This window comes from Corynebacterium sp. HMSC078H07 (assembly GCF_001812805.1).
Classification (GTDB): domain Bacteria; phylum Actinomycetota; class Actinomycetes; order Mycobacteriales; family Mycobacteriaceae; genus Corynebacterium.
Genome location: NZ_KV810467.1, coordinates 1 through 11,187, shown reverse-complemented (window position 1 = coordinate 11,187; position 11,187 = coordinate 1). Strand labels below are relative to the sequence as shown.

10 protein-coding genes and 3 pseudogenes are annotated in these 11,187 nt (G+C 52.4%); 7 read left to right on the top strand and 6 right to left on the bottom strand.

Annotated elements, in window-relative coordinates; all coding sequences use genetic code 11:
• On the top strand, positions 1–192 hold a 192-nt coding region (locus HMPREF2875_RS13805; protein ID WP_210388151.1), incomplete at its 5' end, for a hypothetical protein.
• A gap of 16 nt (positions 193–208) precedes the next feature.
• On the opposite strand, the pseudogene HMPREF2875_RS04670 reads toward HMPREF2875_RS13805, so the two are convergent.
• Together HMPREF2875_RS04670 and HMPREF2875_RS13460 are read right to left on the bottom strand one after the other, a co-directional pair.
• Positions 209–748, bottom strand: a pseudogene (locus HMPREF2875_RS04670) (integrase core domain-containing protein); the annotation flags it as partial.
• A gap of 33 nt (positions 749–781) precedes the next feature.
• Positions 782–997, bottom strand: a pseudogene (locus HMPREF2875_RS13460) (integrase core domain-containing protein); the annotation flags it as partial.
• A 57-nt stretch (positions 998–1,054) separates the two neighbouring features.
• On the opposite strand from HMPREF2875_RS13460, the pseudogene HMPREF2875_RS04665 reads away from it, so the two are divergent.
• Positions 1,055–1,582, top strand: a pseudogene (locus tag HMPREF2875_RS04665) (transposase); the annotation flags it as partial.
• Here HMPREF2875_RS04665 and HMPREF2875_RS14080 read toward each other — a convergent pair.
• The 4 genes from HMPREF2875_RS14080 to HMPREF2875_RS04650 all read right to left on the bottom strand — a co-directional run bounded on the left by HMPREF2875_RS14080 (position 1,569) and on the right by HMPREF2875_RS04650 (position 4,854).
• Positions 1,569–2,429: a M16 family metallopeptidase gene (locus HMPREF2875_RS14080; protein ID WP_256389690.1), complete on the bottom strand. Its 861-nt coding sequence runs from the start codon at positions 2,427–2,429 to the stop codon at positions 1,569–1,571. The pseudogene HMPREF2875_RS04665 and the gene HMPREF2875_RS14080 overlap by 14 nt on opposite strands.
• A gap of 912 nt (positions 2,430–3,341) precedes the next feature.
• Positions 3,342–4,052, bottom strand: a complete 711-nt coding sequence (locus HMPREF2875_RS04660) for a M16 family metallopeptidase (RefSeq protein ID WP_083311849.1) — start codon at positions 4,050–4,052, stop codon at positions 3,342–3,344.
• Between the two features lie 75 nt (positions 4,053–4,127).
• Complete coding sequence (locus tag HMPREF2875_RS04655) at positions 4,128–4,559, bottom strand: hypothetical protein (protein ID WP_070670770.1); 432 nt, start codon at positions 4,557–4,559, stop codon at positions 4,128–4,130.
• A 46-nt stretch (positions 4,560–4,605) separates the two neighbouring features.
• Complete coding sequence (locus HMPREF2875_RS04650) at positions 4,606–4,854, bottom strand: helix-turn-helix transcriptional regulator (protein WP_141754574.1); 249 nt, start codon at positions 4,852–4,854, stop codon at positions 4,606–4,608.
• A 129-nt stretch (positions 4,855–4,983) separates the two neighbouring features.
• Here HMPREF2875_RS04650 and HMPREF2875_RS04645 point away from each other — a divergent pair, with 129 nt between their 5' ends.
• The 5 genes from HMPREF2875_RS04645 to HMPREF2875_RS04625 all read left to right on the top strand — a co-directional run bounded on the left by HMPREF2875_RS04645 (position 4,984) and on the right by HMPREF2875_RS04625 (position 11,176).
• Positions 4,984–5,973 carry an ABC transporter ATP-binding protein gene (locus HMPREF2875_RS04645; protein ID WP_070670765.1) on the top strand — a complete coding sequence of 330 codons (990 nt, stop codon included), beginning with the start codon at positions 4,984–4,986 and terminating at the stop codon, positions 5,971–5,973.
• A gap of 10 nt (positions 5,974–5,983) precedes the next feature.
• The gene (locus tag HMPREF2875_RS04640) at positions 5,984–7,234 is read left to right on the top strand and encodes an ABC transporter permease (RefSeq protein WP_070670763.1); all 1,251 of its coding nucleotides are present in this window, start codon (positions 5,984–5,986) and stop codon (positions 7,232–7,234) included.
• A gap of 229 nt (positions 7,235–7,463) precedes the next feature.
• Entirely contained in the window at positions 7,464–8,084 is a 621-nt protein-coding gene (locus tag HMPREF2875_RS14125; protein ID WP_083311847.1) for a flavoprotein, read from the top strand.
• A gap of 964 nt (positions 8,085–9,048) precedes the next feature.
• Positions 9,049–10,191 carry an alcohol dehydrogenase catalytic domain-containing protein gene (locus HMPREF2875_RS04630; RefSeq protein WP_070670759.1) on the top strand — a complete coding sequence of 381 codons (1,143 nt, stop codon included), beginning with the start codon at positions 9,049–9,051 and terminating at the stop codon, positions 10,189–10,191.
• Positions 10,192–10,723: 532 nt separating this feature from the next.
• Positions 10,724–11,176 carry a hypothetical protein gene (locus tag HMPREF2875_RS04625; protein WP_246817031.1) on the top strand — a complete coding sequence of 151 codons (453 nt, stop codon included), beginning with the start codon at positions 10,724–10,726 and terminating at the stop codon, positions 11,174–11,176.
• Positions 11,177–11,187: the final 11 nt, after the last annotated feature.

Here is an 11,187-nt window from a genome sequence, read left to right as displayed (position 1 = left end):
TGTCAAGCATCATTCGACACGGTAAGGGTGGGCTTAGTGTCAAGTTTGTCGCGACTCACCTGTCAAGTATCAGGACTGCCTTCGCAGGAACAGGGTGTCAAATATGTCGTGAACTCGGACACCGCCGCCACCGCCATTGTCATGAGTCGCGACATCGTTGACAAACTGGCATCTCAGTTTGTTTTGTTCTGAGGTGCCGGTTTTGTTGTTATTTGGGGTCTAGGGGTGGGTCTGTTTGTTTCCAGTAGGGCTTTTGGTAGTTGCGGCTGGTGTCGATGTAGTGCTCGGTGATGACTTCGCCAGTTTCGGCTAGTGATGTGATGACGTGGTTGTCAACGATGACCATGAGGATTTTCTGTCTTTTCCATTTGCGGCCGATGCCTAGGTGGGAGATTTTGCCGGCGTAGCGCACGGTGGTTTTGCCGTTGTCCCGGACGACCTCGTTTCGGGCGCGCCACTCTCGTGTCGGATTGTGGGCTGGGGTGGCTTTGGCGCCGGTGGTGTAGGCCTGGTGTGGGGTGCGTCGGCCTAGGGCTTTGTGGGGGCGTGTGGTGTTGTAGTAGTCGCGGAATTTGTCGAGAAGTGTCTGCAGTTCAGCGATGGTTTTAGCGGGTGGTCGGGCGTTGATCCATTTTTTGAGGGTTTGGTGGAATCGCTCGATTTTCCCTTGGGTTTGGGGATGCCCTGGACGGCCATTTTTCTGTTGGATCTTGTTGGCGTTGAGGACTTTTTCAAAAGCGTTTGGGCCTGACCCCCGGAAGGTAGACACGTCGGGGGTTAGCTATGCTGCTTGGGGCAGTGTAGCTGATGTGAGTGCTTCGAAGTCATCGGGGGCTAGAAGGTTGCACCAGGAGTGTCGTCTGCGCGTGTTGTAGCGCATGCACCATCGGAAGACTTCTTGGCGGCAGATGATGGGATTGTCAAAGACTTTCCGATCACGCAGAACTTCACGCTTTATGGTGGCGGTAAATGATTCTGCCAGGGCATTATCGGCACTGAGAGTGTCTGATGGTTTGTGTGTGGGTTCCCAACCTGCATGAGGAGATGGACCAGAATGACTACTGTGGCACGACGAGAGCCGGCTGATAAGGCAAAGATTGATGCGATTGAAAAGAAGCTGCTTGCTAACCCTGAAATCGCGAAGCTGATTGACGACCTAGGCACGTCTACAACGGATGCCAATGACTTGGTTCGCGGCATGTTGCAGGCCTCGATTACCAGGGGACTCAACGCTGAAATGGATGCCCACCTGGGCTACGAGTCTGGCGACAGGAGCGCTAAAGCTGCTGCTGGGACAGACAATCACCGCAACGGGTCGTATCCAAAGACCGTGGATTCTAACTACGGGCCAGTGACCGTTGATGTCCCGAGGGATCGGGCTGGAACATTCTTGCCGACTATGGTCCATAAAGGTTCTAGGAGATTGACTGATGTCGATGACATGATCGTCAGCTTGTACGCCGGTGGGATGACAATTAGGGACATCCAGCACCATATGGCAACGGCGATGCGGGTCGATATTTCCCATGAGACGATTTCCGCAGTTACCGATGCCGTCCTCGATGAGGTCATGGTCTGGCAATACTACCTAGGATACGGGTATCCTCGGCCATGTAACGTCCCGCTGCCTGAGCAACATCGTCGGCAGTCAATCCTGCGAGAGCGCTGGCGAGATGGTTCCAATATCCCAAGTTGGCTCCGGTGCTTAAAAGCGCCGCCTGAGCGGATCCGAATCCCGCTGGGTTGGCCCAGCTGACAGCGGTGGAGTTAATGAGGAACCGGACAGCATCATTGACTTCCTCCTGAGTTGGCCCATGCTTTATGAAGTTTGTGATGCTTTCTGTAAAGCGTGTTGCCGTTTCCTGGCGTAAATTTAGTGGTGTTTTTAGCGAGAAAGTCAGATTAGCTGCGCTACGGTAGTCATCGGTGTGACTGGAGACCTGATAGACAATGCCAAGTTTATCGCGTAGTTGAGTGAGTAAACGTGAATTTGGGTAGCCGCCAAGAATAGTGGCCGCTGCACGGAATGCTGCATGGTCCGATGAAGTTCGCAGCGGGGCAGGCATCATGAGTTGCATGGTAGCGACGGTATGGGAACCATCGCAAGCTAGTTGGTAGGAACCCGGGTCTACTGGGGGAATATTTGTTTCGGGATACTGTCGAAGATTGTGGGCTGGTAGATGACATACCTCGTCAGCGATCTTGGTAGCGAACTTATCGAGCAGCCGCCTGTCATCTGGAATGCTGACACAGATGACGAATTGAGAATCTGCAACACCGATCCGTTCTGTGACGAAAGTGGCATAACTAGAGCGTGTTAGCTGTTGTAGAGCGGGTATAGTAGAGGTTTTCCAGGCGAAAGGGTGGTTGCCCCAGCGACGACGCAGATTCTCAGTGTGCAATAATATATCTGGAATTTCGGATAGCATCTGGGTGTGTGTCTGTGTGGCGTGCTGAAGATGTCTAAACTCGGAATCTGTGGGGACGGAGAGGCATGCTTCGAACACTATGGAGAGGCACTTGGCGATTTTATCAGGAGGGCAGATGCCACTGATAAAGAGTTTATCGGTCATCAGCGAGACGTTGAACTCGGCTCCGTTTTGCAATAACATGTCCCTGTAACGGTGCTGTGAGGGAAAGTTTGGCTGCAAAGCGAATTTTTCCAATGCTGCAGCAGCCGCGGCGTCTCCTGCAGACTCCCGGAGCAGAGGGATTGTCGCGCGAACTTCAGCAAGCTCACAGCGGGCTGTGGAAAAGACATGAACCTCGGCCCCATGCGTGGTGGTGGTGTGAGCGTGTGGTGGCAGGAAGATCATGGGTTTTCCTTTCTAATAGTCACACTAGCAACAGGTTGATTGAGCAGCCACTTAGCTGCAGCAACAAGGTCGTTACGGTGGACACCTCGGTAGTAGCAGTCTGCCTCAAAGACGTTCTCCGGGGCCGTATATAAGAGGCTCCTCGCTCCGGCTGTGCGGGCGGTGAAGTGAGGAGCTTGAGCCCGCCGCTGGCTGTCGATGCGCAACTGTGCAGTAAGCAGGGTAAGCTGCTCGTCTGTGATATCGCCGGCAGCCCAAGGCGTTAGGATTGTCCGGATAATCTCGGTCAAATTTGCACCTGGTGTGTCTCCGTGAGCTGGCGCGGTGACGATCCATGCGTCGGGGGTGCCAGTGTCGAGCGGGCGACTAAACCAACCTGTCTGCGGTCGGGGGCCGCCTGGGCCGGACAGAATGCTGATCAGCGTCCCTAGGGCGGTGCTGCCGCGGTAGAGTTGGGGTTCCTTAATGGGATCGGGAAGCGTTACCCCGACTGAGGTTGTCGACTGCGGGCAGATAGGGTGAACGCTATCGCTGTGACGATCTGCCGTGGCCTGCGGTTCTTTCCGGAAGACCGGTGTATGTGCTGTTCGCTCTTGGATAGCTCCAAAGTGTTGGGTGAGAGTGTTTTTTTTCAGCTTCGGTAAGATCGTCAGCAGCCACTGTGACGATGAGATTAGCCGGAGCATAAGCGTGATAGAACCGCTCCTGAATATCGTCAATAGAAGCGCGTGCTAATGCGTTAACGTCACCATACCCATCGTGGGTATTCTCCCAGTGGGTGTACATCACTTCTGGCAGTTGCATCCATGGGAAACCGCCGGTGGGAGTGCTGCGGGTAACTTCGAGTATCTCGGCGTTGATTATTTTTAGTTGGTTATGAATGGCGTCGGCTCCGGGCGGGTCTGCCAAGAACCGGTTTCCTTCGAGTGTAAGTACGTCATAAAGGTGGCTGCGCGGGATAACGTCAAAGAACTCGGTGTAGTTGTGGCGAGTGTGCGCGGCGGCATACCCGCCAATCTTGCTGAGAGTTGCAAGGAAAGAGTCGTCCGCAGTGCCGGAGGCTCGTTCAAAAAGCATGTGTTCGAAGAGGTGGGCTAGACCAGGTAATCCTTCGGGTTCAGTACGGAAACCGGAGCGGACATGAACTGCGATGACTGCGGTCGCCGGTGATGGTCCGGGAAGGGTCTGGATCCGAACTCCATTATCGAGGGTGATCTGTGGTGCAGGTAATTGCATTGTCTGCGGGTCCTTGCGTGTTAGCTATGTGGTGGATCCAGGCTCGAACTGTCGAACCCGGAATTAAGGTTATCCTTATGTGACTGCCCGGCTTGTCCAGCCCAGATAGAAAGTCGGCGCAGCAGCGATCAGCAGGTACACACCTAGGATGAGTTGCCATGCAGAATGAAGGATACTGTGGGCCCAGGCTCCACTGGATTGGCCGATGATCGCAAGGAAAATCATTAGTACAGCGCCGAGCCCGATGGCCGTCCAGAATCCAAAGTTAAAAGCCTGTGACTTGAGTATGCTCTCGTATTCGTCTAGATACTTGGAGTGGGTTTCAGCGATATCTCGGGTCGTGAACCGGGCAATCTGCCAACAGACGATGAATATAATGAGAGACACCCACCAGGTCAGTGAGCCGAATGTTAGTGTCAGAATTTCGCGGAGTAGCACGATCCAAGAGAGTGCTGCAGCGACTATTGTCACTGTTATTCTTATCTCCATTGCCTTGAAGACCTCCATGCTGATGAACTTGATAGTTTCCGTATAGCCAGCCAGTTGCGGAATTCTACTTAAAATCGTCCGGCGAATAGGAGAAAGGTTCCCTGCTAAATACTGCCTCAATAGGTAGATCGAACACCTCACAAATCGCCATCGCCAGATCAAGTGATGGGTTGTGTTCACCTCGCTCCAATGCGCCAATGGTTTGGTGGTTAACGTCCACCTTGTTAGCTAAGGCTTGGCGAGATAGTCCCATCCCAGCCCGCAGAACGCGGAGCCGATTGTAAAGCGGGCGCACCTCTTTCTTCCTTCGCATGTTCGCAATACTAGCATTTTATACTTGCTTGAACGATATTTTTTACTGGGCACTTTCGTCTAAACATTGCATATATATGACAACATGTTGTACCTTCGTAACTACGGCTACATATGAAAGGGAAGCGCTATGCTTCAGCTTAATAATATCAGTAAGAACTACGGCTCCAGACAGGTACTTCGCGAGGTTAGTCTCGAAGTACTTCCAGGTGAGCTTTACGGATATGTTGGCGGTAATGGTGCCGGAAAAACCACCTCTATGCGTATTATGCTTGGGATTAGCGAAGCAGACTCCGGTACGGTAACGCTATATGGAGACCCCATTGATGACCGTGTGCGATCGAAGATCGGCTACATGCCCGAGGAACGCGGCCTCTATCCGAAGATGACGCTGATTGATCAGCTGACATATTTTGGTGTTGTTCACGGTATTGCCACTCGTTCGGCTCGTGCAGCCGCAGATTATTGGCTCCATCGTTTAGGCCTTTCGGATCGTTCCGGTAGTCTACTTGAATCGCTGAGTCTTGGTAACCAGCAGCGCGTACAGTTAGCTGCCGCCTTAGTGCATGAACCGACTGCCCTCATTTTGGATGAACCGTTCTCAGGATTAGACCCAAGTGCCGTGGAGACTATTGCCGACATTCTCCGCGAAGAAGCCGGTAGGGGCATTCCAGTCGTCTTTTCAAGTCATCAGCTTGAACTTGTCGAGAAGCTCTGCGACAGGATAGGAATCCTGCGCGATGGTCGTATCATTGCGCAGGGCACCTATGAGGAATTAGGTAGTGCGGTCGGGAGACAATTTGTTATCGAGACTCCTGTTGCCCGGGATACTTGGCTATCTCAACTACAGGCATCTCTCGGAAATAAGGCCTCACTTTTGTCTGTCTCAGCGGAGAGAGGTAATCGTACACGTCTCCAAGTTCCCGATCACTTCGATGAGCAGACAATCGTTGACGTTATCAGCCGTAACGGCAAGCTCACCGCCTTTTACCAGTGGAGGCCACCGTTAACTGAGATTTATGCCACTGCCATGTCCGGCACGATGCGCCCTCTAACCACCGCAACAGCCTTGCATGCAGACCAGAATAACGCGACCGAGGCCTCGTCTCGCTATATCTAAAGGAAACGCTATGTCACAGCTAGAAAAACCCCTCCTAGTACATACTGAATCCCCCCCTAATAAGCGTCCGCAGCTGGTGCGCGCTACAGGTTCTAGCCGCTGGTCCGTAGTCGTTGCGGTGCTACTTCGTGAGCTGAAGGCTAAATTATTGACTCCGGGATACCTGTGGAGCACCATCGCTTTCGCGGTGATCGCTTTCTTTACCCCGGCTGTGATTAACCGGAGAGATGATCGGACCTTAGCCATTGCGATTCCACCAGAGTCCGGTGGACTCACAGAGCTTCTTAAGTCAGGCGCTCAGAGCGTTTGGTCAATCCGGGAAGTATTGGACAAAAACGAAGCTGAGACTCTCGTCGTTAACGGTGATGTTGACGCCTATCTGAGTCCCGCGATTGATGGCGGCTGGTCTCTAGTCAGTTCAGAGGCGGTAAGTCCCCAGTCGCTGGAGGCATTGCAGACATTGTTAACAACTCAAGCGCTAACCACCTCCGCGATTGAAGCCGGCGCTAGCCCAGATGAACTGGCCGAGACTGTCTCCGAGGCTACCGTTACTCCAGTTATCCTCGAACAATTAGTTGATACGACAACGCTACTTTTCGCTCTGGCCATAGGCGTGATAATTGTTTTTATTGTGCTCCTGTGGGGAGCAACCATGGCCAGCGATGTAGTCCAGGAAAAAACTACACGTGTTGTAGAGATTCTGCTGGCGACGTTGCGTCCGTGGCAGTTATTGGCTGGAAAGATCCTCGCGGTCACTATCATTGGCATTCTCCAGGCTGCTTTGGTCCTTGCTGCTACCTGGGGAGGGGTAGAACTCTTTGGCGATGGTATTTCCTTTGAGGGACTCTCCATCGAGTTAGTCGTTGTTGGTACGATCAGTGTCCTAATCGGTGTCCCGCTGCTGGCTTCCTTCATGGCTGCGATGGCTGCTCGTGTAGATCACCCGGATGATGTCTCTACCGCCACTCAGCCGGTTTATTTACTCCTGATGATTCCGTTTGCTTCGGTCGTATTTTTGGCCCTCGAAACGCCAACCAGCACCGTGCTGGAAGTTCTAGCCTATGCACCTGTAACCAACATCTTCGCAATGCCGGTATTTGTTACCGTCGGTGATGTTGCGGTGTGGCAGTTGCTGGCTAGTCTGGTGGTAGCTCTGCTGACATTGACTGCAGCGGTCGCGCTTGCAGGACGAATTTATTCGAACTCGGTTTTGCGTAGCGGTACCACTGTCTCCGTGAGAGAAGCCCTCTCTTCCACCTAAATCCATCTGGTCGCTATGCCATTTTAAAAGAAAAGGACGATTACTCTGAATACCTCCACTACACGCTCTATTGTCACTGTTGCTAGCGCCATCATTATGATTTTGCTTCTTGTTTTAGTCTTCGTGACTTCTTTCCCTTGGTGGCTAGGGTTGATTGTTGCGATAGTCATTCTGCTACCGATGCAGATCTATCTGAACAAGTCGAAGTCCCAGCGAAGTGATATCCGTCATGATTACTAATGAACCGCACAGCGGCGTTTTTCCCAGTGGCTCTAGTGACCTCGATAATTTGGACGGAAGGAAGTTACTTTGGGTGCTCACAGGGTCTATCAGTACAGCATCCAGTCCGTTCTGGATAAACTGGGTGAGGCAGATACCGGCTCAAGTAGCACTACGAATAATACTTACTCGTAGTGCTCAGCGCTTCGTCAGTAACGAAGCGCTGAGCGCTCTCCTTGGTCACAGAGTTGATATCGATACCTGGGAGGACTCCAATGCTGGCGCTCTTCACGTGGATCTCGCCGAGTGGGCCGATGGGATCATTGTTCACCCGTGTACCTTTGACTACCTGTCGAGAATTGCACTAGGACGTGGTGACTCACCGTCTGTTTTGGCTATCCAAAGCACCAGTAGCCCAGTAGTCGTGTGTCCGGCCGTGCCTCCGGGGGCCACCAGCCAGCCGGTTTATTCGTCTCATGTCGAGATGCTAGCTGAGCGGTCGAACATCTATCTACTAGATCCGGTTGATGCTTTCAGTGTCCATACCCGCTCTCGTAACGGGACTGCTCCTGCTTCATTCCCGAACGCGCTCACGATGATGGCCGAGGCGCTCCGCGATGCTCGGGAATGACCGTGCGGCCACTTTTGGAACGATATCAATGAGTACGCGAATACAAATAGTCAAGCAATCGGAGACGCCACTGCGCCGCACCCTAATCATCATTCGCGACGGGCGTCTGATGCTTCACCGCGCCGCCGGGCCTCTTGCTCCTAAATGGATACCGCCCTCTGTGGGCGCGGAGTTGCCCGTGGAACCGCACCTGCGGTGGGTGCTGCCGGATAACATTGACGACCAATCCCGCCTTTTCTTGTTGCCGACGGAGTCTAGTCTGTCACATAGATCATTGATCGGAGCAGACAGGCAGGACATAGCAGCCCTAGTCAACACTTTCCTTACCGGACTACCTCATATCCGTGCCTTGCCGGAGGAGAATGATAGCTTCGAACCTACCGCATTACAGCGACTGCACCAGTGGTGGACCGCCGATACACTGAGCGAGCCAGCGGCTAAACTTCGCGACTATGTTACCTACCTCCTAACCCCAGCAGATCGGGATCGTGTCGAGCAGCTCATCACAACCAAGCACAGTGTCAGAGTGCTTGGATCTGCCAGCTGCTCTGAGCTCTTCCCTACCACAGACAGCCGAAGCATCCACGTGTTGGTCGACGAGGTATGCTTCGGGCCACCAGACTGGGAAATAGGTGTTTTATTAGGGGAACAAATCGAAATTCTTGCACAGGTAGATCCCAATTCCCATTCATTCGAGGATCCAGTTGTCATCGCCCTGTTAGAGCACTCCACCACGCCGCGGAGCCATCTTGGTCTCATTGCCGGGCTGCGATGGTTACTTCACTTGCATGATTATCTGACCTATGTGTTTTACTCCGATACTATCCTCAGCCAGGCTGCCTACGCTTGTGCGCTTATCTCAAACGAAGACTAGAATATAAACGGTGCCCATGCCCTACGTAGTTGCTCTGCTCGCCCTTTCTGATTTAGACTGCAACTCCTACGAACTCCCGCAAGGAACTCGATGAAAGTACTGGCTCTAACCCCACAGAACCTACCCACCCCTGTTTCTGGCCTCGCCATTACCGGCGATGTTTCCGTAGGGTCTTACACTGTCACTACTGGCGTACTAGATATCGGACGAATCGAGTTCGATCCCGTGGCGTATCCGAACAGCGTTCTCATTCGGGTAGATGCGTTAACATGTAATTATCGTGACAAAGCTATTGTGCTTTCTGAACTTGACCGGCTGGCAGCTTCCGATGTTGATACCCAACAGGTGACTTTTCTCGGATCCGAGTTCTGCGGGACCGTCATCGCCATTGGAGTGCAGGTCGCTGGGGTAGCAGAAGGCGATCGTGTTATCCCGAATGCGCAGTTCCCGGATGCCCCCGCGGAGGGGGTGGTTCCAGGTATCGCCACCAACCACGCCTCCGTTGGCTGGCTCATCCTCCATGAGTCGAAACTGGTGACAGTTCCAGACGCTATCCCGACGACTATTGCTGCAGGCCTCTCTTTAGGTTGTCAAACCGCTCACAGCATGGTTCGAAAGGGTTGCATAAGTACCGACGACCGCGTACTCGTCACGAGCGCACGTTCGGTGACTTCGTTATTCGTGATTTCCATGCTCAAAGCTACTGGAGCACGGGTGTGGGCTACTTCTACTTCTATGTGGACTGATGATGAGAAGTCTATTTTGCCGGATAACGTCACTCTTGTACCTGTGGTTCATGGAGAGCATTTCCCGAATGACGCAGTCGCCCGTGACATTGTCTCTAGTGGAGGTGTGAACGTGGTTTTCGACCCTTTTTTTGATTTGCACTTAGCCTCAGCAGTGACGTTAATGAGTCAGCATGGCCGCTATATTTCGTGTGGCCGTGTACGCCAGCACCCAGCTCTCGACGAGGGTATTAGAGATACTGTCTCTGAGCATGCTTTAAATTCCGATTATATTTTTAATATGATGATAGTCAAGAATCTCTCGCTTATCGGAAACTGCCTTGGTTCCAAGGATGATCTACTCGAGGCTCTCGATATGGTGTCAGACGGACGCATTACCCCACCACCAGTCGATTCCGTGTTTGGCCCCGACGAAGGTCATCGTTTCCTCGAACGCTCCTTCTCAAGATCTAATCGATTAGGAAATTCCGTTTTAGACTACCGGTAATGCTTGAGCTGGATTAAATCCGTCTGCGGGGGTATGTATCTATCAGTTAGGCTATTCTGGGCTGTTCTTCGTCCATTCTTAATGAATTTCTGTTGATAGTCAGCGCACCAAAGCAAGTCCGATAGCTGCTACGTTATTCTATTTACTTCGAGCTCGGCGCGAAAGCGATTGACAATAGCTCGCTGTACTGGAGTAAGGTCGTGATGTCTTAAACAGAATACAACCAGCCTGGCATGACAAAATTAACGCACTTTAGGCCGGGAGTCTCTCATATAGATGGTATCTTATTGGTTAGTTTCTTGTTTTATTTTGCTAACTGCATAACCAATGTTGCGACCGGCTATTTGGTAGCAGTGTCGTGACTATCCGGTAGCGCTGTCGATTTGGGGTAGTTGGTACCGCGAGTCTGCGTAGTTGGTACCGGTGATCCGCGTGCCCGGTACTGCAAGAAGGTTTTCTTTCATAGTTGATGTTGGCGACACCACAATCCGCTGGTGTTGCGTCAACTTCTACTTGGAAGGAGCTGGTCCTTGTGGCCAATTTCAAGCAGATCATCGCGATGTGCCTTGATGGTGCTAGCTACGCGCAGATCACACACGCATTGGGATGCTCACGACGAGAAGTATCCCGAGCAAAGAAAGTCATCAACGATGAGGCACTAACTCCAGAGCGTTTCCGTCAACTTCCACCGGGATGGTTCGATGATCGATTCAGTGATGGCCGGAGTAAGCGGACGATGTCCTATGACCAGCCTGATTTTCATGCTCTTGCACGCAAGTTAAAAAGTACAAAGCATGTGACCAGGCATAAGCTGTGGATGGACTACTTGTCGCAGCCGTGTCCGACGGACAAGACAAAGTACCAGTACTCCCAGTTTTGCAGTGGGCTCAGTGAATTTCTCCGTGCTAATGATCTTGTCGACGTTGTCACCCATGAGCCAGGGCAAGAGCTTTACGTTGACTGGGTGTTGCGCAGGGGTATCTAGTAACACCGTGG

Coding starts and splice junctions, on each gene's coding strand:
- HMPREF2875_RS04645 (WP_070670765.1), top strand. CDS start 4,984: ATGCTTCAGCTTAATAATATCAGTAAGAACTACGGCTCCAGACAGGTA.
- HMPREF2875_RS04650 (WP_141754574.1), bottom strand. CDS start 4,854: ATGCGAAGGAAGAAAGAGGTGCGCCCGCTTTACAATCGGCTCCGCGTT.
- HMPREF2875_RS04655 (WP_070670770.1), bottom strand. CDS start 4,559: ATGGAGGTCTTCAAGGCAATGGAGATAAGAATAACAGTGACAATAGTC.
- HMPREF2875_RS04640 (WP_070670763.1), top strand. CDS start 5,984: ATGTCACAGCTAGAAAAACCCCTCCTAGTACATACTGAATCCCCCCCT.
- HMPREF2875_RS14080 (WP_256389690.1), bottom strand. CDS start 2,429: ATGCTATCCGAAATTCCAGATATATTATTGCACACTGAGAATCTGCGT.
- HMPREF2875_RS04660 (WP_083311849.1), bottom strand. CDS start 4,052: ATGCAATTACCTGCACCACAGATCACCCTCGATAATGGAGTTCGGATC.
- HMPREF2875_RS04630 (WP_070670759.1), top strand. CDS start 9,049: ATGAAAGTACTGGCTCTAACCCCACAGAACCTACCCACCCCTGTTTCT.
- HMPREF2875_RS14125 (WP_083311847.1), top strand. CDS start 7,464: ATGATTACTAATGAACCGCACAGCGGCGTTTTTCCCAGTGGCTCTAGT.